We start from the raw sequence: 21,557 nt of genomic DNA, 5'->3' as shown, positions 1-21,557 counted from the left end.
AGCCAGATAATGGCCAGTGAAAAAGCCGAAAAGCGCTTCAGCCACAAGCGTATCGAGCGCAACGTCAGCCTGCTGGGCTTTCTTGCCCTGATCGCGGTGGTCATCGGCAGCATCATCGAGATCGCGCCGCTGTTCTGGATCGACAACACGGTGGAGAAGGTCGACGGCATGCGACCCTATACCCCGCTCGAGCTGGCGGGCCGGAACGTCTATATCCGCGAGGGCTGCTACACCTGCCACAGCCAGATGATCCGTCCGTTCCGCGACGAGGTCGAGCGCTATGGCCATTACAGTCTGGCGGCGGAAAGCATGTACGACCATCCGTTCCAATGGGGGTCGAAGCGCACCGGGCCCGACCTGGCGCGCGTCGGCGGCCGCTATTCGGACGAATGGCACAAGGCGCATCTGATCGACCCGCGCAGCGTCGTGCCCGATTCGATCATGCCCGGCTATGCCTTCCTCGCCGACCGCGACCTCGACATGGGCGACATGCGCAGCGACCTGACCGCCCTGTCGCGGGTCGGCGTGCCGTACAGCAAGGAAGCGATCGCCGCGGCGAACGACGATGTGAAGGCGCAGGCCGATCCCGACGCCGGCGGCGCGGCCGACCTGCAGAAGCGCTACCCGAAGGCGCAGGTGCGCGATTTCGACGGCAATCCGGCGCGGATCACCGAAATGGACGCGCTGATCGCCTATCTCCAGATGCTCGGCACGCTGGTCGACGTCGAAAAGGCGGCGCCGCAGGAACAGGGCGACGCCCCCGCCGTCCAGTCGGGGAAGGCGCCGTGAGCTATAACGACCTGCGCCATTTCGCCGACAGCTGGGGACTCCTCGGCATGGCGATCATGTTTCTGATCTTCGTCGCCTGGCCGTTCCGCAAGGGTGCGCGTCAGCGCAACGAGGACGCCGCGAACATGATCTTCAAGGAAGACGACCATGGCTGACAAAAAACGTATCGATGAAGTGACCGGAATCAGCACGGTCGGACATGAATGGGACGGGATCGAGGAACTCGACAACCCGATGCCGCGCTGGTGGCTGTGGACCCTCTATGCCACGATCGTCTGGGGCGTCGTCTATGTCATCCTCTATCCGGCCTGGCCGCTGGTCAACAGCGCGACCAAGGGCGTGCTCGGCTGGACCAGCCGCAGCCAGCTGGCCGAGGAAATGGCGGCCGACGCCAAGCGGCGCGCGCCGGTGGTCAACGCGATCGCGGCAACCGCGATCGTCGACCTGCCGGGCAAGCCCGAACTGATGCAGGCGGCGGTGCAGGGCGGCAATGCGGCGTTCAAGGTGCATTGCGTCCAGTGCCATGGCGCGGGCGGTGCGGGGGTGAAGACCCTCTATCCCAGCCTGACCGACGACGACTGGCTGTGGGGCGGCGACCTGGCGAACATCGAATATACGGTGACGCACGGCATCCGGAACCCCGACCACAAGGAGACGCGCACCAGCCTGATGCCCGCCTTCGGCCGCGACGGCATCCTCGATGCGGCGCAGGTCAACGACGTGGTCAGCCACGTCCGGGTGATCAGCCGGCAGGAAAAGCCGAGCGCGTCGTCGACGCGCGGCGCGGCGCTGTTCGCTGCCAACTGCGCGGTGTGCCACGGCCCGGCGGGCGAGGGCGACCGCAAGGTCGGCGCGCCCAAGCTGACCGATGCGATCTGGCTGTACGGCGGCGATCGCGACAGCCTGGCCGCGACGATCCACCAGCCGCGCAACGGCGTGATGCCGCGCTGGAACAACCGGCTCGACCCGGTGACGATCAAGATGCTGTCCGCCTATGTCTATTCGCTCGGTGGCGGCGAGCAGACGCCCGCAGTCGCGGTCGGAGTTGAACAGAAAGCGACGGGAGCCGATGGCCAGCCCTGAGAATCTCGCCGGACCATCCTCGTCGCTCTACGAAGCGCGGAAGGGCGTTTACCCCAAGGCGGTAAACGGCCCTTTCCGCCGCTTCAAATGGGTGATCATGGCGGTCACGCTGGCGATCTATTACGGGACGCCGTGGATCCGCTGGGACCGCGGCCCCTATGCCCCCGACCAGGCGGTGCTGGTCGACCTCGCCAACCGCCGCTTCTACATGTTCCAGATCGAGATCTGGCCGCATGAATTCTATTATGTCGCGGGCCTGCTCATCATGGCGGGGATCGGGCTGTTCGTCGTCACCAGCGCGGTCGGCCGCGCCTGGTGCGGCTATGCCTGCCCGCAAACGGTGTGGACCGACCTGTTCCAGCATGTCGACCGGCTGGTCGACGGCGACCGCAACGCGCAGATCCGCCTCGCCAACGGGCCGTGGACCGCCGAGAAGGTCGCCAAGCGGACGCTGAAATATGCGATCTACCTGACCATCGCCTTCTGGACCGGCGGCGCATGGATCATGTATTTCGCCGATGCGCCGACGCTGACAGTCGATTTTTGGACCGGGCAGGCGGCGCCGATCGCCTATGCCACGGTTGCGATCCTGACCGCGACGACCTTTCTGCTCGGCGGTTTCCTGCGCGAGCAGGTGTGCATCTATATGTGTCCCTGGCCGCGCATCCAGACCGCGATGATGGACGAAAAATCGCTGCTGGTGACGTACAAGGACTGGCGCGGCGAGCCGCGCGCAAGCGTCAAGACCGCCGAGAAGAAGCCCGGCGCCTTTGGCGACTGCATCGATTGCAACCAGTGCGTCGCGGTGTGCCCGACCGGGATCGACATCCGCGAGGGACCGCAGATCGGCTGTATCACCTGTGCGCTGTGCATCGACGCGTGCGACGGGGTGATGGCGCAGGTCGGGCGGCCGCGCGGGCTGATCGATTATTGCACGCTCGACGATGCGACGCTCGAAAAGGCGGGCGGGTCGGCGCAGCCGGTCCGCAAGACGCTGCTGCGGCCGCGCACGCTGATCTATTTCGGCCTGTGGGCGGCGATCGGCGTCGCGATGCTGTTTTCGCTGGGGCAGCGGACGCGGCTCGACCTTGCGGTCCAGCACGAGCGCAGCCCGCTCTATGTCCAGCTGTCCGACGGCCATATCCGCAACAATTACACGCTGAAGCTGCGCAACATGGAAACGCGGCCGCGGCGGGTCGAGATCGTGATCAGCGGGCTCGACGGGGCGGTCGCCTGGTCCGAGGCCGGATCGCGCGAACGCGCCGGACAGCGGATCGAAATGCAACTGGCGCCCGACAGCGTCACCAGCGTCAAGCTGTTCATCGCGGCGCCCGGCGACGGGCCGGCGCGGCAGGACTTCACGATCGCGACGCGCGGGCTCGACGGCGACCCGCACGGCGACAGCGACACCATCCAGTTCGACCGGCCGGAGACGGGACAATGAGCGACGACAAGGCGGGCAAGCCCTTTACCGGGCGGCACATGGCGATGATCCTGATCGCCTTTTTCGGGGTCGTCATCATCGTCAACCTGGTGATGGCGCGCTTTGCGGTGACGACCTTTGGCGGCAAGGTGGTCGAGAACAGCTATGTCGCCAGCCAGCATTATAACGAATGGCTGGAGCGCGCCGAGGCGCAGGAACGGCTGGGCTGGGAGCAGGTGATCGGCGTCGATCCCGACCGCCACGTCCGGCTGGCGGTGCGCAAGGACGGCGCGGCGCTGACCGGGCTGGCGGTGACCGCGACGCTCAACCATCCGCTCGGCCGCGCCGCGCCGGTGCCGGTGCGCTTCGTCGCGGCGCCCGACGGCAGCCTGCGCTCGGCGGCGCCGCTGCCCGCGGGGCGCTGGCGGATCGACCTCAGCGTGCGGCACGGCACCGACACCGCGCATTACCGGACCGAGCTGCAATGACCGCCGCGGCGCTGATCGAACGCGACTTTGCGGTGCCCGCGATGCGCTGTGTGGGGTGCATCGCCAAGCTCGAGCAGGGGCTGGTGCGCGACGGGCGCATCGCGGCGGCGCGGGTGAACTTCACCGAAAAGCGCGTCCACCTGTCCTTCCTGCCCGACACCGACCTGCCCGACCTGATCGGCGCCTTTTCGACGCTGGGGTTCGAGGCCTATCCGATCGGCGACGAGCCGGGCGAGGGCGATCCCGAGGCCGAGACGAGCCGCGAACTGCTGCTCGCGCTCGGCGTCGCGGGCTTTGCGATGATGAACGTGATGCTGCTGTCGGTGTCGGTGTGGTCGGGGGCGACGGGGGCGACGCGCGACCTGTTCCACTGGCTGTCGGCGGCGATCACGCTGCCCACCGTCGCCTTTTCGGGGCGGCCCTTCTTCCGCTCGGCGTGGCGCGCGCTGCGCCACGGGCGGACCAACATGGACGTGCCGATCAGCATCGGGGTCGCGCTGGTGTGCGCGATCAGCCTCTACGAAACCGCGATGAGCAGCGCGCACGCCTATTTCGACGGCGCGGTGATGCTGCTCTTCTTCCTTTTGTGCGGGCGCGCGCTTGACAGCGTGATGCGCGACCGCGCGCGCGGCGGGGTGACGCAGTTGCTGCGCAACATGGGGCATGGCGCGATGGTCGTCGAGGCCGACGGGCGCAGCCGCTGGGTCGACGCGGCGGCGCTGGCGCCCGAGATGGTGATGATCGTCGCGGCGGGCGAACGGCTGGCGGCCGACGGCATCGTCGTCGGCGGGGCGAGCCGCATCGACCTGTCGCTGCTCACCGGCGAGAGCGCGCCGCAGGCGGTCCACGCCGACGCGCGGGTGCATGCGGGGACGCTCAACCTCGACGCGCCGATCCGCGTGCGCGTGACGGCAGCCGGCCCCGATACCGCGCTCGCCGACATCGCACGGCTGATGGGCGAGGCGGCGCAGGGCAAGTCGCGCTACGTCCGCTTTGCCGACCGCGCGGCGCGGCTCTACGCGCCCGCGGTGCACCTGCTCGCGCTGACCGCCTTCGCCGGCTGGATGATCGCGGGGGCGGGGTGGCACCACAGCCTGCTGATCGCCGCCGCGGTGCTGATCATCACCTGCCCCTGCGCGCTGGGCCTGGCGGTGCCGGCGTCGCAGATCGTCGCGGCGGGCGAGCTGATGCGGCGCGGGGTGCTGATCAAGGACGGTTCGGCGCTCGAACGCCTGTCCGAGGTCGACCATGTATTCGTCGACAAGACGGGAACGCTGACGCTGGGGCGGCCCGAGCCGATCGGGCTCGACGCGATCGACGCCGACACACGCGCGCTGATCCTGGCGCTGGCGCAGGCGAGCCGCCACCCGCTGAGCGACGCGCTGACGCACAACCTCCAGCCCGAAGTGCGCGCGGCCGAGGTCGACGCGATCCGCGAGACTCCGGGCTTCGGGGTCGAGGCGCGGTGGCGCGGGCGCACCGTGACGCTCGGCCGGCCGCAGCGCGGCGAACTGGGCGACGCGCTCGCCACCGAGCTGGCGATCGACGGCACTCCTGTCGCGACGATCCGCTTTGCCGATCGCCTGCGCCCCGACGCGCGCGCGACGATCGACGCGCTGCGCGACGCCGGGATCGCGCCGATGATCCTGTCGGGCGACCGCGCCGAAGCCGTGGCCCCGGTCGCGCGCGAACTGGGGCTGACCGCGCAGACGGGGATGAGCCCGCAGGACAAGCTCGCCGCGATCGCCCGCGGTGCCGCGCAGGGCCACAAGGTGCTGATGATCGGCGACGGGCTGAACGACGGGCCGGCGCTCGCCGCCGGGCACGCGTCGATGGCGCCGGGATCGGCGAGCGACGTCGGCAAGAATGCCGCCGACTGCATCTTCCTGGGCGACCGGATGATGCCGGTGGTCGAGGCGATCCGCATGGCCCGGCGGACGCAGCGGACGGTGAAGCAGAATTTCGCCATCGCGATCTGCTACAATATCATCGCCGTCCCGCTGGCCTTCATGGGGCTGGTGACGCCGCTGGTCGCCGCGATCGCGATGTCGGGATCGTCGCTGATCGTCGTCGGCAATGCGCTGCGGCTGAAGCGGGCGCTGCGATGAACGGGCTGGTCTTTCTGATCCCGATCGCGCTGGGGCTGGGGCTGCTGGGCCTCGGGGCCTTTGTCTGGTCGCTGCGCCGCGGGCAGTTCGACGACCTCGACGGCGCGGCGCTGCGCATCTTCGTCGAAGACGAAGAGGATGAGGAAAAGGGCAAGCCATGACAGCCCGCCCCTGGCCCTTGCTGGTCGCCGCCGCGACGCTGATGCAGCCGCCGGTTGCGGCCGAAGCGCATGTGATGACGATTCCGGCCTGCGGCGGCGCGGCCGCCGAACGCATGCTGGTACCGGGCGACCCCGCCGACCCCGCGCAGCGGCGCGAATGCGCAAAGGCCTGTCACGCGATGACCGACCGGCGCGGCAAGGGGAACGGCAGCAAAAGAGATTGCTGCTGATCGCGCAGCATTGATCCCGGTCAATGTCATGCCGTCCTTGCGCGGCTAACCACATAATATGTGGACCTATCATCCCGATCTGCTCGCCCGGCCCGTGCCGCGATACACCAGTTATCCGACCGCGATGGAGTTCGCCGAAACGGTCGGGGCCGAGGAGTATGCGCGTGCGCTCGACGGGCTGGAGGCGGCGACGCCGGTGTCGCTCTATGTCCACATTCCCTATTGCGAGCAGATCTGCTGGTATTGCGGGTGCAACACCGGCGCGGCGGGGCGCAAGCAGCGGCTGACCGATTATCTGGACGCGCTGCGCGACGAGATCGCGCTGGTCGCGAAACGGCTCGGCGGGCGCGTCCGCGTCCAGCGCATCGCGTTCGGCGGCGGCAGCCCGAACGCGATCGCGCCGGTCGAATTCGTGCGCCTGCTCGACCGCATCCTGACGGTGTTCGACGCGAGCCGGCCCGACATCTCGATCGAGATCGACCCGCGCGGCTTTACCGCCGAATGGGCGCTTGTGCTTGCTGCGTCGAACGTCACGCGCGTGAGCATGGGGGTCCAGACCTTTGCCCCGCACATCCAGGCGGCGATCGGGCGCGTCCAGCCGCTCGCCGATATCGAGCAGGCGATGGCGGCGCTGCGGCTGCGCGGGATCGACGCGATCAATTTCGACCTGATGTACGGGCTGCCCGACCAGAGCCTCGACGATCTCGACGCGACGCTCGACGAGGCGATCCGGCTGGCGCCGAGCCGCATCGCGCTGTTCGGATACGCCCACCTGCCCGACATGCTGCCGCGCCAGCGGCGCATCGACGCGACGAACCTGCCCGACCAGCGGCTGCGGTTCGAACAGGCGGCGCTCGGCTATCGGCGGTTGACCGGGGCGGGCTATATCCCCGTCGGTTTCGACCATTTCGCGCGGCCCGACGACCCGCTGGCGACCGCCGCGGCCGAAGGGCGGGTGAACCGCAATTTCCAGGGCTTTACCGAGGATGACGCCGAGGTTCTGATCGGTTTCGGCGCCAGCGCGATCAGCAAATTCCCCGACCTGCTGGTCCAGAACGAAAAGCGCGCGGGTCCGTATCGCGCGCTGGTGGCCGAGGGACGGCTGACCGCGGTCCGCGGGGTGCGCGTCGGCGAGGAGGAACGCGTCCGCGCCGCGATCATCCGCGACCTGCTGTGCCGCGGACAAGCCGACCTCGATCACCGCTGGGCAGAAGCGGCGCGTGTCGCGCTGGCGGGGCTGGAGGCGCGGAACCTGCTCGAATGGGAGGGCGACAGGCTGCGGATCGGCGCCGATGCGCTGCCTTACGCGCGGCTGATCGCGGCGCAGTTCGATGCGGTCCGCGGCAGCGTGTTCGCCGATGCGGTGCCGATGGGGCTGTCGGCATAGCGGGGCTTGGCGGGATAGTCTTCTGGCGCACGCGTCGCCGATCCCTTTCTTCACGGTTCAAAGAAAGAGCGGCCCTTCGACAGGCTCAGGGCTACGGTGATGAGAGCTTTTCCGGACAGGCCGGCGTCAGGCGTCGCCTTCGTCGATCCGCAGCGTGAAGGCGGCTTCGGCCATCGTCCGGCCGTTGACGATCAGTTCGATCGCGTGACGCCCCGGGTGGTGCCGCCGGGTGCTGAAATCGCGGATCGTCTGGCGGATCGACAGCGATGCTGCGGCTCCGGCGGGAAGGTCGAGGCCTTTCCATTTGAAGACCTTGGCCGCGGTCCGGCCGCCCGGGCGGGCGTAGTGGATGCGATAGTCGACGACCAGCGCCTGCGCCGCGGGCGCGGTCGAGACGAGGTCGGCGTCGAGCCGGATCGGTGCGCCGAGGCGCAGCACCGCCGGTTCGACCGCAAAGCGCCGGACCGCGATATCGGCGCCGTGGCCGACGCCGATCAGCGCCAGCGCGCGCGGCTCGCCCGCCTTGATCAGCGTGCGCAGCGCGTGGCGGACGATCCAGCGCGTCGCCGGCGCGTCCTGCGACCAGCCCGCGAGCCGGTCGAGCAGCCAGTCGGGGCGTTCCCTGGCGATGTCGTTGAGGTGGTTGGCGACCGACTTGCGGACATAGGCCGCGGGGTCGGCCTTGAGCGCTTCGAGGATCGGCGCGCCGAGCGTCGGGTCCGCCTTGAGCGCGGGGACGCGCGCCGCCCACGGCAGGCGCGGGCGGCAACCCTCGCTCGCGAGGCGGCGGACATGCTCGTCGCCGCTTTTTGTCCAGCGCTGCATGGCGCCGAGCGTGCGCGTGCCGTCCTGCGCCAGAAAGGGCCGGATCGCGAATTCGGCGGTGCCGAAACGGGTAAGATCGGCGAGCGCCGCCAGCGAGGCGTCGATGTCCGCCGTCCCCCGGCGCGCGACATATTCGGTGATCGCGACCGCCTGGAAGCCGTGCGTCAGCCGCGGGGCCATCGCGCGGAGCAGGTCGAGCGCGGACGGGTAATCCTGCGGCAGCGCGGGGACGAGCGCGTCGGCGATGTGGCGCACGCGTTCCATGATCGAGAGCGGTTCGAGCCCGTCCGACGCCGCCGCGAGAAAGGCGGCCCGGTCGAAGCGCGGCGAGGCGGCGGTGCCGGCGTCGGCGATGGTTGCCAGCGCCGCGGGGCCGAGCAGATCCTTGAGGAGCGGCGATGCGCCCGCGGCGGTCACGGCGCCTTTGGCGCGCGCAGCGCGTCGGCCGCCCAGTCGGCGGAGTGGACCGCGGCCTCATAGGCGGCGAGATGCGCGGGATCGGCTTCGAGCCAGCGCGTCAGCGCGTCCCAGTCGTCGAACGCGGGGTCGCCGACGCGGATCGCCCAGTCGCGGGCGACCTCTTTCAGATCGGATGGATGCGTCGGCATTCGCCACTTCCCTGTCTCGACGGGATTTTATCCCATGACGAAGCCGGGACCGCTATTCCGCATCGAAACGCGTCTTCAGATCGGCGAGCGTCCGATACGCCTTTTGCAGATCCTTTTCGACCGAACTCAGGCTGATCCCCCATTCCGCCGCGATATCGGCCTGACCGACGCCGTCAAGCCGGTAGCGCCGGAAAATTGCATCGACGCGGGGGCCGAGCGTGGCGAGCGCGGTTTCGACCGCGGCAATCTGTTCGCGCGCGATCAGCGCGCGTTCGCCGCCCGGCTGATCGCCGGGGGCGTCGGCCAGCGCGTGCCAGTCGGTCTGGCGTCGGTCGCGGCTGAGTGCCGCGCGCCGCGTGTCGCGCATCAGATTTTCGGCGGCGCGGAACAGATAGGACAGCGGCTCGCCGACGGGGCGGTCGGTGAGCGCGCCGAGCTTTTGCCACAGGTCGTGGAACAGGTCCTCGGCCTGGTCGCCCGCGCCGCGCGCGGCGAGGAACCGCACCAGCCGCGGTCGCTCGCCGAGAAGCAGCTGCCGGAGTTTCGCCGCGGTGTCGCTCGCCGCCATCGCTCAGCGCACCGCTTCGCCGCTGGGGAGGGCCGCGTTGAGGGCGTCCGCGCCCGCCGGCGCGGGGGATGCGCGGCGGCCGGCGAATTGTGAGACATGGGGGGCGGACGGCACCTGCACGGCGACCCGGCGCGGCGCGGCGGGGGCGGACGCACCGCCGAACCAGCCGAGCGGGTCGGTGGCGCGGCCGTCGACACGGACTTCGAAATGCAGGTGGGTGCCCGTCGAGCGGCCGGTCGAGCCCATCAGCGCGATCGGTTGTTGCCGGGCGACCGCGTCGCCGCGGCTGACGAGCAGCCGCGCGAGGTGCGCGTAGCGCGTGGTGAGCCCGCCGCCATGGTCGATCTCGACCATCCGGCCATAGCTGCCCGCGGTGCCGGCAAAGGCGATCGTACCGCCCGCCGACGCAAGGATCGGGGTGCCCGCGCCGCCCGGAATGTCGAGTCCCATGTGCATGCGGCGTCGGCCGTGGATGGGGTCGGTGCGCAGGCCGTAACCCGACGAGCGGCGGGGCAGTATCGCGGGACCGGCCTGCGGATCGGGGGCGGCCGTGGCGGGAGCGGGTTCGAGCGGGGGCGCCTGCCACTCGGTCATCCGCTCGCGAAAGGCGGTGCTGTCGCCCGCGGGGAGCGCCGCCTGCTCGGCAGCGGCCGCGCTTCCGGCGACGCCGGGAAGCGACAGGAGGAGGAGCAGGCGAAGAGCCGGGGGCACAGGCATTTCCTGTAATGACGGAACGGCGTGCAGCCACCCTTGATCGGCCAGCGGAAATATTTTTCTGCCCAAATCGTTGCGGAACCGGCCGCGTCCCTTCGTCTTCCATCGTGTCACCAGCCTTTGCACCGAAGGGAGACGGAAGATGAATTCCACCGAAAAGCGCATGCTCGACATGCTCAAGAAGGGGCGCGACCACCATGGCGTGGTTGCCGTGAAGGCCGAGTTCGAAGCCGAGGGCACGCGCCCCGACGAACTGCTCCGCCTGCTCGAACTGGCGTGGCGCGCCGACCTCAAGCTCGCGCTCAAGATCGGCGGCTGCGAAGCGGTGTCGGACCTTCATGCGTCGAAGCTCTATGGCGCCGACTATATCATCGCGCCGATGGTCGAGACGCCCTATGCGCTCTCCAAATTCGTCGATGCGGGGCAGAAGCTCTACGGCGCCGAGCGCGGCGACACGCGGCTGCTGTTCAACCTCGAAACCGAAACGGCGCTGCAGAATCTCGATGCGATGCTGCCGCTTGCCGCGGGGATCGACGGCATCGTCTTTGGCCGCGTCGATTTCACCCTGTCGCGCGGCATGGCGCGCGGCGCGATCAACGACCGGTCGATCACCGATGCGGTGCTGCGCGTCGCGCACGCCTGTGCCGACCATGATCTCGAGCTTGTCGTCGGCGGTTCGGTGGCGGTCGAGGCCGCCGCGGCGCTGCGCGAGGTGCGCGCGGTGCGGCTCGACCGTTTCGAAACGCGCAAGGTCGTGTTCGACGGCGCCGCGGTCGAGGGCCCGGGCTTCGAGGCCGGGGTCGCCAATGCGGTCGCGTTCGAGCTGGCGTGGCTCCAGAACAAGCGCGACTATTATGGCGCGATCGCCGCGGAGGATCTGCCGCGCATCCGCATGATGGAAGAGCGCAGCGCGGCGGGCAAGCGCGCGCACCTCGCCAGCGTCGCCGCCTGACGCCGATGGACCTGCGCGACCGGGTTTCGATGCTGATGCGCGACGTCGCGGCCAGCGCGGTGATGCCGCGCTTTCGCCAACTCGCGCCCGGCGAGATCGACGAAAAGACGCCGGGCGAGATCGTGACGATCGCCGACCGCGACGCCGAGGCGCGGCTGCACGCGGGGCTGGCCGCGCTGGATCCCGGCGCGCGCATCGTCGGCGAGGAGGCGGCGGGGCAGGACCCGCGCCTGCTCGACGGCATCGGCGACGGGCGCGTCTGGCTGATCGACCCGCTCGACGGCACTGCCAATTTTGCCGAAGGGCGCGCGCCCTTCGGGCTGATGGTCGCGCTGGTCGAGGACGGCGAACCGGTTGCGGGCTGGATGCTCGACCCGCTGAGCGGACGGATGTGCCACGCCGAACGCGGCGGGGGCGCGAGCTGCGACGGCCAGCCGGTGCGCGCGCGTGCGGCGCTGCGCACCCCGCCGCGAGCGGCGCTGGGCACGCATTTCATGACCGCCGAACGGCGCGCGCGCGTCGAGGCGGCGGCCGAGGGCGCGCTGGCGGTGCAGCCGGTGCCGCGCTGCGCCGCCGAAAGCTATCCGCGCCTTGTGCTCGGGCACGACGATATCGCGCTGTTCCAGCGCATCCTGCCGTGGGACCATGCCGCGGGCGCGCTGTTCCTGACCGAGGCCGGGGGCAGGGCGACGCATTGGGACGGCACGCCGTGGCGCGTCGGCGGCGCGGGGCAGGGCATGCTCGCCGCGGCGACCCCCGACCTGTGGCGCGTCGCCGCCGAGCTGTTGCTCGGCGTGCTCGCCGAGACCGCCGCGAACGAAGAAGGCATCGCATGATGATCGGGTCTAGACCGCTGGCAGCGGGTTCGCTGGTGCTGGCGCTGAGCCTTGCGGCGCCGCTGTCGGCGCAGCTCGCGCCGCCGGTGGGCGGCACCGGCGCGGGGGGCGGGATGGCGACCGAACAGATCGCGGTGCCGCCGGTCGAGATCGGGACGGTCGAACCCGCGGTGATCGCGGCGGACGATCCCGTGCGTCCGGGCGAGCCGGGGGGAGCGGTTGCGGCAAAGGCCCCGCCGCCGCCCAACGAGTTCGAGACGTGGGTGTCGGCGGTCGCGGGCAAGCCGCTGCGCCGCTTCGGGGCCGAACTGCTCGTCCCCGGCGCGCGCGATTTCACCGCACCGCCGACCACGGCCATTCCTCCGGACTATCGCCTGGGCCCCGGCGACGAATTGCTGCTCGGGCTCACCGGATCGGTGCAGGCGTCGGGGCTGCGCCTCGTCGTCGACAGCGAAGGGCGGATCTTCGTGCCGCGCGTCGGTGCGGTGCGCGTCGGCGGGGTGCGCTACGGCGACCTGCACGGGGTGATCGAGCGCGAGGTGTCGCGTCAGTATCGCGGTTTCCACCTCGAGGTCGGGGTCGCGCGGCTGCAGGGCCTGACGGTCTATGTCACCGGCTTCGCGGCGCGCCCGGGTTCCTATACGGTGAACAGCCTGTCGACGCTGGTCAACGCGGTGCTCGCGGCGGGCGGTCCCGCGGCGGGCGGCAGCTTCCGGTCGATCCAGCTCCGCCGCGGCGGGCAGCTCGTCTCGGATTTCGACCTCTACGACCTGCTGCTCAAGGGCGACAAGCGCGGCGATGCGGCGCTCCAGAACGGCGACGTCATCTATATCGCGCCCGCGGGCGCCGAGGTCGCGGTGATCGGCAGCGCCAACCGCGAGGCGATCTTCGAGCTCGCGCCGCAGGAAGTGCTGACCGACGCGATTCTCTATGCCGGCGGGGTCAACACCGTCGCCGACGACAGCCGGCTGATGCTGCTCAACGCGCTCAGCCCCGACGCCGCGGGCTGGCGCGAGGTTTCGGCCGCCGACGCGGGCACGCAAAAGGCGCGGCGCGGCGACGTGATCCGCATCCTGTCGAACATCGGCATCGCGCGGCCGCTGCGCCAGCAGCCGGTGCTCGTCACGGTCAGCGGCGAGGTCGCGCGCCCCGGCCATTATTATGTCCAGCCGGGCACGCGCATGGCCGACGTCGTCGCGCAGGCGGGCGGGCTGACCACCGAGGCTTTTCCCTATGCCAGCGTGATCAAACGCGAGAGCGTCAAGCACCAGCAGAGGCTGAGCTACGACCGCGCGATCGACGATGTCGAACTGCTCCTGTCGAGCCAGCCGGTGACGTCGGTCAACCGCGCGCAGCTCGTCCAGCCGGGCAATGTCGCGCTGATCAAGTCGATCGTCGAGCAGCTCCGCCGCCGCGAGCCCGACGGGCGGCTCGTTTTCGATCTGCCGGTCGATGCCGCGGCGCTGCCCGGCGACCTGATCCTCGAGAATAACGACAATATCCATGTGCCGTCGCGCCCGGTGACGGTCGGCGTGTTCGGTGCGGTGCCGAGCCCCGCCTCCTTCGCCTATCGCCCCGGCGCGACCGTCGGCGATTTCGTCGAATCGGCGGGCGGTTTCCAGAAGATCGGCGACAAGAGCGAGGTGTTCGTGGTGCGTGCCAACGGCACGGTGGTGGCCGAGGGCAAGCGCACGCTGCGCGCGCCCGCGCTGCCCGGCGACCTCGTCTATGTCCCGATCGACGCCAACCGCGGCGAGTTCTGGGCGCGGCTGCGCGACATCACGGGCAGCCTGTTCGGCGGGCTGGTCGGCGCGGCGTCGGTGAAGGCGCTGGTCGAATGACCCGCGTGACCGCCTGGATCGCCGACCCGCGGCTGCGCCGCCGCGCCTATGCGCTCGCCGCGCTGGTCCTCGCGCTGCTGACGGTCTTTCCGCAGCCCTATGTCGCGCGCGCCAAGATCCTGCCGCAGGACAGCAACAGCATCGGACTCGGTTCGATGATGAACGCGCTCGGCGGCCAGCTCCAGGGCTTTGCCGCGCTGTTCGGCGGCGCGAAGCAGCAGATCGACATGTATCTGGCGGTGAGCCGCAGCGACGAGGTCACCGCGGCGGTGATCAAGCGGCTGAAGCTGGTCGGCGAGGGGGGCTATGCGTCGCCCGAAAAGGCGCGCATCGCGCTGGCGCGCAAGGCCGACATCCACTCGCTGACCGGCGGCATGATCGAGATCGAGGTGCGCACGCACGACGCGAAGGAGGCCGCGGCGCTGACCGCGGCCTATGTCGAGGCGATCAGCGACCGCATCGTCGCGCTGGGCAAGGACCGCGTCGAACGCAAGCGCGCCGTGGTGATGCAGCGTTTCAAGGAAGCCGCCGACCGCGTCGCCGGGACCGAGAGCGCGCTGAACGACTTCCGCCGCCGCAACCGGCTCGCCGAACCGCAGGCCGAACTCGGCTCGGCGCTGTCGGTACGCGCGGGGCTCGAGGCGCGATTGCAGGCGAAGCAGGTCGAACTCACGACGCTGCAGAAATTCCAGGGACCCGAGAATCCGCAGCTGATGGCGGTGCAGTCCGAGGTCGCCTCGCTCCGCGCCCAGATCGCGCGCAGCGCGACCCCCGCGTCCGGCGCGGCGGGCCCGAATGTCGCGGGGCTGAGCGAGGTGTCGGGCGAATATCTTGACCTCTATCGCGACTATCGCTTCGCGCAGGCGCTGTACGAGGTTTATGCGCGTTCGTCCGAAGAGGTCGCGGTCGAGACGCTCGCGGGCGAGACGGCGTCGAGCGTGCAGGTGCTGGAAGCGCCGCGGGTCGACGCCGACCGCAAATATAATATCGCCGCGGTCGCCTTGCTCGCGCTCGTCGTCCTCGGCGCGCTGTTCACCGAAATCTATGCGCCCGCGACCGGCGTCCGCCTGTTCCGGAGCCGGGGGACGGACGGCGCGCCATGACCGCGGAGGAGGGGCGCCCCGAACTGTCGATCGTCATTCCCTGCTTCAACGAGGCAGAGAATGTCGCGGCGATCGTCGCGGCGGTGACCGCCGAGGCGGTGCGCCACGCGGCGAGCCACGAGATCATCCTGATCGACAATGGTTCGACCGACGGCACGCGAGCGATCATGCGCGAGTTGTGCCGCGTCGATGCGCGCGTTCGCGTGATCTTCAACAACCGCAACTACGGCCAGATGCGCTCGCCGACCTATGGCCTCTATCAGGCCGAGGGGCGCGCGGTGATCGGGATGTGCGCCGATTTCCAGGACCCCCCCGATATGATCGGCGATTTCGTCGCGCAGTGGCGCGGCGGCGCACAGGTCGTACTCGGCCAGCGCCGGTCCGAGCGGGCGGCGCTGCCGCTCCGCGCGGCGCGGCATCTGGGCTATGCCTTTCTGCGCCGCTTCGGCGACTATCCGGTGATCCCCGGGGCGACGGGGTTCGGGCTGTTCGACCGCGCGGTGATCGACACGCTGGCGGCGTGGAACGAGCCCGAACCCTTTTTTCGCGGCATGGTCGTCGAGAGCGGTTTCCGCCTCGCGCTCGTGCCGTTCGACCGGCCGCAGCGCGCGGCGGGCGAGAGCAAGAATGATTTTGCCGCGCTCGCCTCCTTTGCGCTGTCGGGGCTCGCGGGATCGGCGAAGTCGCTGCTGCGCCTGCCGCTGCTGCTGTCGGGCTGCACGATGGCGCTGGCCTTCGTGCTGCTGGTCGGCGGTATCGCCGCGCTGGCGCTGGAGGGGCCGGTCTGGGCGCTGCTCGGCCTTGCGCTCGGCGCCGCGCTCTTTGCGGTGTTGCTGCTCTTCCTCGGGCTGATCGGCGAGCAGGTCCGCATGCTCGCCGAGCGCAGCCGCGGCGTGCCGCTGGTGATCGAGGAGGAGCGCATCAACTTCCCGCCCGCGCGCCGGCGTCCCGCCGCGCGCACGCTGATCCAGCGCCCGTGACGCGCGCGCGCACCCGCCTGCGGCCGCTGCTGCCCGAGATCGCGCTCGCGCTCGCGGTGCTGGCCAGCCTCGGCTGGACGCTGCGCCTTTTCTTCGAATTCGGCTATCTGTCGCAGCCCTTCGTGTTCGACACCAACGACACGTTCATGGACTGGTTTAACACCGCCTATTGGGCGAACAACCGCGGCATCTACGACGTGTGGCGGAGCATCTATCCGCCGCTCTCCTTCGTCTTTCTCGATGCGACCAGCCTGCCGGGCTGCTATCTGCAATCCCCCTTTTACGCGCGCGATTGCGACTGGCTGGCGCGTTCGACCATCACCGCCTTCTACCTTGTCGACGTGGCGCTCGCGTGGATCTGTTTCCGCCGTCTCGACCGCCGCACCGCGCCGATGCGCACGGTCGCGATCGCGCTGGGGCTGCCGATGCTGTTCACGCTCGAGCGCGGCAATCTGATCCTCGTCGCCTTTGCCTTTTTCATCGTCGCGCACGGGCCGGTCACCGCGTCGAAGCCGTGGCGATGGTTCGCCGCCGCGGTGACGATCAACTTCAAACCCTATCTGGTGCTGCCGATGTTCGCTCATGCGGTGAAGCGCGACTGGCGCACGCTCGAGGTCGCCGGGATTGCGACGATCGCGCTCTATCTCGTCACGCTCGCGCTCGTCGGGTCGGGCACGCCGATGGAACTCGCGTCGAACACCGCCAACTGGGTCGTGTTCCAGGGCGGGCAGGTGTGGAACGAGGTCAATTATTCGACGAGCTACGCCCCGCTCCTGATGTTCCGCACGCTCGATGTCCCGCTGCTGCAATTCGTGCCGTCGCGGCTGATCGAGACGATCGAATTTCTGGTGCCGATCGTGATCCGCTCGACCCAGCTGGTCGCGCTCGCGGCGCTTGCCGCGGCCTGGCTCCAGCCGAAGGCGCTGCCCGCGCAGCGCATCGCGGCGATCCTGCTCGGCGCCTATCTGGTGACGCAGTCGCCGGGGGGATATACCCAGCTTTTCCTGCTGTTCCTCGTGCTGATGGAGCGCTGGAGAGGCGTGGGGCCGATCGCCGCCATCACCGCAGCCTATCTGCTCTGCCTCGTCGGCGACTGGCCGCTCGCGACCGTCCTCGACGTCACCGGGACGAGCTGGCTCGGCGAGCGCACGGTCACCGCGAGCTTCGGGCTGACCGCGGGGCATTTTCTCCGGCCGGGGCTGATCGCGCTGATCGTCTGGGCGCTCGCGCTCGACAGCCTCGCGCGCGTCGTGCGCGCGCACCGCAGCGCACGCCCGTCGCTGGGGCTGGCGGCGGCATGATCCTCGCCGAAGACCTTGCCGCGATCGATCGCCAGCTTGCGCCGCACTGGCCGCGGCTGAACGGCGCGCGCCTCTTCATGACCGGGGGCACGGGCTTCATCGGGCGCTGGATGCTCGAGGCGCTGGCGGTCTCGGACTGCGATGCCGAGGTCGTGATCCTGAGCCGCGATCCCGATGCCTTTGCCGCGCGCGCGCCGCATCTGGCCAGGCGGTTCCAATTCGTTGCGGGCGATGTCTGCGACTTTGTCGCGCCGCCGGGCGGATATACGCACATCATCCACGCCGCGACCGACGCGAGCGCGCATCTCAACGCGCATGACCCGCGCCGGATGTTCGACACGATCGTCACCGGCACCCGCAAGACGCTCGATCTGGCGGTCGAGCGCGGGGCAGGGCGGATGCTCTTTTTGAGTTCGGGGGCGGTCTATGGCGCGCAGCCGTGGGACGTCACGCATGTCGCCGAGGCGTGGCCCGGCGGCCCCGATCCGCGCGATCCCAAATCGGCCTATGGCGAAGGCAAGCGCGCCGCCGAACTGCTCTGCGCCATCTATGGCAAGCAGTTCGGGCTCGACGTCGTGACGTCGCGCATCTTTGCGCTGCTCGGCCCCTTGCTGTCGCTCGACATCCATTTCGCCGCGGGCAATTTCATCCGCGACGCGATGGCGGGGCGGGCGATCCGGATCGAGAGCGCGGGCAGCGCGGTGCGCTCCTATCTCTACGCCGCCGACCTGACCGCGTGGCTGTGGCTGATGCTGCTGCGCGCGCCGCGCGGCGCGACGTGGAACCTGGGGTCCGAGGAAGCGGTGTCGATCGCCGATCTCGCGCGCCGCACCGCCGCCGTGCTCGGCGGTCCGGGTGTCGAGGTGCTCGGGCGCGCGGACGCGGGGTGGAACCCCGGCCGCTACGTCCCCTCGACCGCGCTCGTCCGCGACCAACTCGGCGTCGCGCCGACAGTCTCCCTCGATGCGGCGATCCGCCGCACCGCAATCTTCAATGGATGGAAAATATGAGCCAGATCAAGCTCTCCGACTGGGTCGCCCAATATCTCGCCGATCGCGGACTCACCGACGTGTTCATGCTGACCGGCGGGGGCGCGATGCACCTCAACCATTCGCTCGGCACGCATCCCGCGCTGACGACCACCTTCACGCACCACGAACAGGCGCTGTCGATGGCGGCCGAAGCCTATTACCGGCTCACCAACCGGCTCGCGCTGGTCAACGTCACTTCGGGACCCGGCGGCACCAATGCGATCACCGGCGTCTATGGCGCCTTCGTCGATTCGATCGGCATGCTGGTGATTTCGGGGCAGGTGAAGACCGAGACGACGGTGCGCGCGACCGGGCTGCCGCTGCGCCAATATGGCGATCAGGAACTCGACATCGAGGAACTGGTGCGCCCGATCACCAAATATGCGGTGATGGTGACCGACCCGCGCTCCATTCTTTATCACCTTGAAAAGGCGATATACCTGGCGACGAACGGGCGGCCGGGACCGGTGTGGCTCGACATTCCGCTCGACGTGCAGGCGGCGAAGATCGATCCCGGCGATCTGCTCCCCGGCTTCGACCCCGCCGAGCTCGACGAGCCCTGGCGGCGCGACGATCTGGGCGCGGTGGCGGCGGAGATACTGGAGCGTATCGCCAAGGCCGAGCGGCCGGTGGTGTTCGCCGGCAGCGGGGTGCGGCTGAGCGGCGCGCATGCCGCCTTCATCGACCTGATCGAGCGTCTGGGGGTTCCCGTCGTCACCGGATGGAACGCGCATGACGCGCTGTGGACCGACCACCCGCTCAACTGCGGCAAGCCGGGAACGGTGGGCGACCGCGGCGGCAATATGGTGACGCAGAGCGCCGACCTGCTGCTCGTGCTGGGGAGCCGGCTCAATATCCGGCAGGTGAGCTACAACTGGTCGAGCTTCGCGCGCGAAGCCTTCAAGATCTGGGTCGATATCGACCCCGTCGAGCTCGCCAAGCCCAATGTCGTGCCCGACATGCCGGTGACGGCGGACCTTGCCGCGCTGATCCCCGCGCTGCTCGCCGCGCCGTGGGCGGGGCCGACTGCGGCGCATCGCGACTGGCTCGGCTGGGCGCGCGCGCGCGTCGCGGCCTTCCCCGCGGTGCTGCCCGAATATCGCGAGCATGACGTGCTGGTGCACCCCTATGTCGCGATGGACGAACTGTTCGCGCAGCTGGGCGGCGAGGACATCGTCGTGACCGGCAACGGCAGCGCGTGCGTCGTCGGTTTCCAGGCCGCGCACCTGCACCGGGGGCAGCGCCTCTGGACCAATTCGGGCTGCGCGACGATGGGGTACGACCTGCCCGCGGCGATCGGCGCCTGCGCGGCGACCGGGAGGCAGCGGCGCGTCGTCGCGATCGCGGGCGACGGCAGCATCATGATGAACCTGCAGGAGATGCAGACGATCGCGGGTTACGACCTGCCGGTGAAGGTCATGCTGATCAACAACAGCGGCTATGTCTCGATCTTCCAGACGCAGCGCAATTTCTTCAACGGGGTCGAGGTCGGCGGCGGACCCAAGAGCCATGTGACCTTTCCCGATTTCGCGAAGATCGCGGCGGCCTTCGGCTTCGCCTACGCCCGCGCCGACGACCATGCCGGGCTGGCGGGGGCGATCGCGGCGACGCTGGCGGCGGACGGACCCGCGCTGTGCGAGATCATGGTCGACGAGCATGTCGGCTTTGCACCCAAGCTCGGCGCGAAGCAGCACCCCGACGGGCGCATCACCTCGCCCGCGCTCGAGGATCTGTCGCCCTTCCTGCCGCGCGAGACGCTCGCGGCGAACATGCGCATCGCGCTGCTGGACGAAGCGTGAGCGGGGCGGTGACCGGACGTTTCCTGCGGCTCGGCACGCCGGTGCGCTTCCTTGCCGCGGGGGCGCTCAACACCGCGTTCGGGCTCGCCTTCTATCCGTTGCTGCTGTGGGCGGTGCCGGGGTTCCGCACCCATTATCTGGTCGCGCTGGGCGTCGCGCAGATCGTCTGCCTCTGCTTTGCCTTCGCGACCTACAAGCTCGGTGTGTTCCGCACGCGCGGCGACCTGCTGCGCGAATTCGGAACTTTCTCCAGCTTCTATGCCGCGAATTACGCCGCCAACTGGGCGGCGCTGCCGCTGCTCGTCGAGCTGGGTGGCGTGCCCCCGGCGATCGCGCAGGTCGGCTTCACGCTCGTCCTCGTGATCGGCAGCTGGTTCTGGCACAGCCGCGTCACCTTTCGCGCGCGCGGCGAGGGATGACGCGCCCGGCGCTTCGCGACCGCGCTTGCCCGCTCTGCGGCTCGCACGATGCGCGCGCCGAGGTGGCGAGCGCGCCGCGCGCCGAGGCCTGTTCGCTCCGCGACCTCCACGCCTATTGGTACGGGATCGACCGCGAGCGGCGTTTCTTCACCTATCATCGCTGCACCGGCTGCGGGCAGCTTTACAACCGCGCCTTCTTCGACGCCGCGCAGCTCGCGAGCCTCTATTCGGCGATGCTGCCGAATATGGCGGCGGTTCCCGAAAGCGCGGTCCGGGCGACGCAGCGCGGCTATTACGACGATGTCGCGGCGTCGGTCGTCGCGGGGGGCGCTTATCTGGAGATCGGACCCGATGTCGGGCATCTTGTGCGCGAGGCGGCGCGGCGCGGGCGTTTTCGCCATTTCTGGCTGTTCGAGCCCAATCGTGCAGTCCATCCCGCGCTGAAGCGCGCGGCGGGGGCGGTGCCGACGACGATCGCGGACGGGATGACCGACCTGTCGGCGGTTCCCGACCGCTCGGTCAGCCTCGCCGCGATGGTGCACGTGCTCGACCATCTGCTCGATCCCGCGGCGATGCTGCGCGCGGTGCGTGTGAAGCTGCGGCAGGGCGGGGTGCTGATGATCGTCACGCACAATGAAGGTTCGGCGATGCGCCGCCTGCTCGGGCGCCGCTGGCCGGTCTTCTGCCTCCAGCATCCGCAGCTCTACAATCCGCGGACGATCCGGCGCCAGCTCGAGCGTAGCGGTTTTGGCGCGATCGAGGTCCGGCGCAGCCGCAACGTCTTTCCGGTCGATTTCCTCGCGCGGCAGGCGTTGCAGGCGGCGGGATGGCCCGGCGCGCGGGTGTCCCTGCCGCGATGGCCGGTCGGGTTGCGGCTCGGCAACATGCTCACGCTCGCCAGCGCCGACTGA

The 21,557-nt window shown here is 69.7% G+C and carries 23 protein-coding genes; 19 read left to right on the top strand and 4 right to left on the bottom strand.

All coding sequences use genetic code 11. From position 1 onward, the window contains the following. Nucleotides 1-9: 9 nt before the first annotated feature. Genes ccoO through hemN form a run of 9 tightly spaced genes read left to right on the top strand, consistent with a single transcriptional unit; the run spans nucleotide 10 to nucleotide 7,669 of the window. Complete coding sequence (ccoO, locus tag EAO27_RS11205) at nucleotides 10-789, top strand: cytochrome-c oxidase, cbb3-type subunit II (protein ID WP_242769526.1); 780 nt, start codon at nucleotides 10-12, stop codon at nucleotides 787-789. Next, nucleotides 786-944 carry a cbb3-type cytochrome c oxidase subunit 3 gene (locus EAO27_RS11200; RefSeq protein WP_242769523.1) on the top strand — a complete coding sequence of 53 codons (159 nt, stop codon included), beginning with the start codon at nucleotides 786-788 and terminating at the stop codon, nucleotides 942-944. Before ccoO ends, EAO27_RS11200 begins: the two co-directional genes overlap by 4 nt. Beyond that, nucleotides 937-1,872: a cytochrome-c oxidase, cbb3-type subunit III gene (gene ccoP / locus EAO27_RS11195; protein WP_242769520.1), complete on the top strand. Its 936-nt coding sequence runs from the start codon at nucleotides 937-939 to the stop codon at nucleotides 1,870-1,872. Before EAO27_RS11200 ends, ccoP begins: the two co-directional genes overlap by 8 nt. Next, nucleotides 1,859-3,316 (top strand): cytochrome c oxidase accessory protein CcoG, encoded by a 1,458-nt coding sequence (gene ccoG / locus EAO27_RS11190; protein ID WP_242769517.1) that lies wholly within the window; start codon nucleotides 1,859-1,861, stop codon nucleotides 3,314-3,316. Before ccoP ends, ccoG begins: the two co-directional genes overlap by 14 nt. Further along, on the top strand, nucleotides 3,313-3,783 hold the full coding sequence (locus EAO27_RS11185) for a FixH family protein (protein WP_242769514.1): 471 nt from the start codon (nucleotides 3,313-3,315) through the stop codon (nucleotides 3,781-3,783). Before ccoG ends, EAO27_RS11185 begins: the two co-directional genes overlap by 4 nt. Then, on the top strand, nucleotides 3,780-5,891 hold the full coding sequence (locus tag EAO27_RS11180) for a heavy metal translocating P-type ATPase (RefSeq protein ID WP_242769510.1): 2,112 nt from the start codon (nucleotides 3,780-3,782) through the stop codon (nucleotides 5,889-5,891). The genes EAO27_RS11185 and EAO27_RS11180 overlap by 4 nt, the downstream gene beginning before the upstream one ends. Beyond that, nucleotides 5,888-6,052, top strand: coding sequence for a cbb3-type cytochrome oxidase assembly protein CcoS (gene ccoS / locus EAO27_RS11175; protein WP_242769507.1), 165 nt, complete (start codon nucleotides 5,888-5,890; stop codon nucleotides 6,050-6,052). Before EAO27_RS11180 ends, ccoS begins: the two co-directional genes overlap by 4 nt. After that, nucleotides 6,049-6,282, top strand: coding sequence for a hypothetical protein (locus tag EAO27_RS11170; protein WP_242769504.1), 234 nt, complete (start codon nucleotides 6,049-6,051; stop codon nucleotides 6,280-6,282). The genes ccoS and EAO27_RS11170 overlap by 4 nt, the downstream gene beginning before the upstream one ends. Nucleotides 6,283-6,340: 58 nt before the next feature. Beyond that, the gene (hemN, locus tag EAO27_RS11165) at nucleotides 6,341-7,669 is read left to right on the top strand and encodes an oxygen-independent coproporphyrinogen III oxidase (RefSeq protein WP_242769501.1); all 1,329 of its coding nucleotides are present in this window, start codon (nucleotides 6,341-6,343) and stop codon (nucleotides 7,667-7,669) included. A 126-nt stretch (nucleotides 7,670-7,795) separates the two neighbouring features. Here hemN and EAO27_RS11160 read toward each other — a convergent pair whose 3' ends face one another. From EAO27_RS11160 to EAO27_RS11145, 4 genes are read right to left on the bottom strand one after another with little or no spacing between them, the layout of a single operon-like run. Next, a complete protein-coding gene (locus tag EAO27_RS11160) occupies nucleotides 7,796-8,911 on the bottom strand; it encodes a DNA alkylation repair protein (protein ID WP_242769498.1) in 1,116 nt (371 codons plus the stop codon). Then, on the bottom strand, nucleotides 8,908-9,102 hold the full coding sequence (locus EAO27_RS11155) for a DUF4880 domain-containing protein (RefSeq protein ID WP_242769495.1): 195 nt from the start codon (nucleotides 9,100-9,102) through the stop codon (nucleotides 8,908-8,910). Before EAO27_RS11155 ends, EAO27_RS11160 begins: the two co-directional genes overlap by 4 nt. 52 nt (nucleotides 9,103-9,154) lie before the next feature. Further along, nucleotides 9,155-9,670 (bottom strand): sigma-70 family RNA polymerase sigma factor, encoded by a 516-nt coding sequence (locus EAO27_RS11150; protein ID WP_242769492.1) that lies wholly within the window; start codon nucleotides 9,668-9,670, stop codon nucleotides 9,155-9,157. A 3-nt stretch (nucleotides 9,671-9,673) separates the two neighbouring features. Next, nucleotides 9,674-10,381 carry a M23 family metallopeptidase gene (locus EAO27_RS11145; protein ID WP_242769489.1) on the bottom strand — a complete coding sequence of 236 codons (708 nt, stop codon included), beginning with the start codon at nucleotides 10,379-10,381 and terminating at the stop codon, nucleotides 9,674-9,676. Nucleotides 10,382-10,526: 145 nt separating this feature from the next. On the opposite strand from EAO27_RS11145, the gene EAO27_RS11140 reads away from it, so the two are divergent. The 10 genes from EAO27_RS11140 to EAO27_RS11095 are packed head-to-tail and all read left to right on the top strand — an operon-like array spanning nucleotide 10,527 to nucleotide 21,557. After that, nucleotides 10,527-11,336, top strand: coding sequence for an aldolase/citrate lyase family protein (locus tag EAO27_RS11140; RefSeq protein WP_242769487.1), 810 nt, complete (start codon nucleotides 10,527-10,529; stop codon nucleotides 11,334-11,336). A 5-nt stretch (nucleotides 11,337-11,341) separates the two neighbouring features. Further along, nucleotides 11,342-12,172 carry an inositol monophosphatase family protein gene (locus EAO27_RS11135; protein ID WP_242769485.1) on the top strand — a complete coding sequence of 277 codons (831 nt, stop codon included), beginning with the start codon at nucleotides 11,342-11,344 and terminating at the stop codon, nucleotides 12,170-12,172. Beyond that, the gene (locus EAO27_RS11130) at nucleotides 12,169-14,013 is read left to right on the top strand and encodes an SLBB domain-containing protein (RefSeq protein WP_242769483.1); all 1,845 of its coding nucleotides are present in this window, start codon (nucleotides 12,169-12,171) and stop codon (nucleotides 14,011-14,013) included. The genes EAO27_RS11135 and EAO27_RS11130 overlap by 4 nt, the downstream gene beginning before the upstream one ends. Continuing rightward, nucleotides 14,010-15,116 carry a capsule biosynthesis protein gene (locus tag EAO27_RS11125; RefSeq protein ID WP_242769481.1) on the top strand — a complete coding sequence of 369 codons (1,107 nt, stop codon included), beginning with the start codon at nucleotides 14,010-14,012 and terminating at the stop codon, nucleotides 15,114-15,116. Before EAO27_RS11130 ends, EAO27_RS11125 begins: the two co-directional genes overlap by 4 nt. Continuing rightward, on the top strand, nucleotides 15,113-16,096 hold the full coding sequence (locus tag EAO27_RS11120; RefSeq protein ID WP_242769479.1) for a glycosyltransferase family 2 protein: 984 nt from the start codon (nucleotides 15,113-15,115) through the stop codon (nucleotides 16,094-16,096). The genes EAO27_RS11125 and EAO27_RS11120 overlap by 4 nt, the downstream gene beginning before the upstream one ends. Next, the gene (locus EAO27_RS11115) at nucleotides 16,093-17,397 is read left to right on the top strand and encodes a hypothetical protein (protein ID WP_242769476.1); all 1,305 of its coding nucleotides are present in this window, start codon (nucleotides 16,093-16,095) and stop codon (nucleotides 17,395-17,397) included. The genes EAO27_RS11120 and EAO27_RS11115 overlap by 4 nt, the downstream gene beginning before the upstream one ends. Beyond that, nucleotides 17,394-18,407: an NAD-dependent epimerase/dehydratase family protein gene (locus tag EAO27_RS11110; protein WP_242769473.1), complete on the top strand. Its 1,014-nt coding sequence runs from the start codon at nucleotides 17,394-17,396 to the stop codon at nucleotides 18,405-18,407. Before EAO27_RS11115 ends, EAO27_RS11110 begins: the two co-directional genes overlap by 4 nt. Beyond that, a complete protein-coding gene (locus tag EAO27_RS11105) occupies nucleotides 18,404-20,227 on the top strand; it encodes a thiamine pyrophosphate-binding protein (RefSeq protein ID WP_242769471.1) in 1,824 nt (607 codons plus the stop codon). Before EAO27_RS11110 ends, EAO27_RS11105 begins: the two co-directional genes overlap by 4 nt. A gap of 8 nt (nucleotides 20,228-20,235) precedes the next feature. Beyond that, nucleotides 20,236-20,646, top strand: a complete 411-nt coding sequence (locus tag EAO27_RS11100; protein ID WP_242769468.1) for a GtrA family protein — start codon at nucleotides 20,236-20,238, stop codon at nucleotides 20,644-20,646. After that, nucleotides 20,643-21,557 (top strand): class I SAM-dependent methyltransferase, encoded by a 915-nt coding sequence (locus EAO27_RS11095; RefSeq protein ID WP_242769465.1) that lies wholly within the window; start codon nucleotides 20,643-20,645, stop codon nucleotides 21,555-21,557. Before EAO27_RS11100 ends, EAO27_RS11095 begins: the two co-directional genes overlap by 4 nt.

This window comes from Sphingopyxis sp. YF1 (genome assembly GCF_022701295.1).
Taxonomy (GTDB): domain Bacteria; phylum Pseudomonadota; class Alphaproteobacteria; order Sphingomonadales; family Sphingomonadaceae; genus Sphingopyxis.
This window is presented reverse-complemented; position numbering and strand designations above follow the sequence as displayed.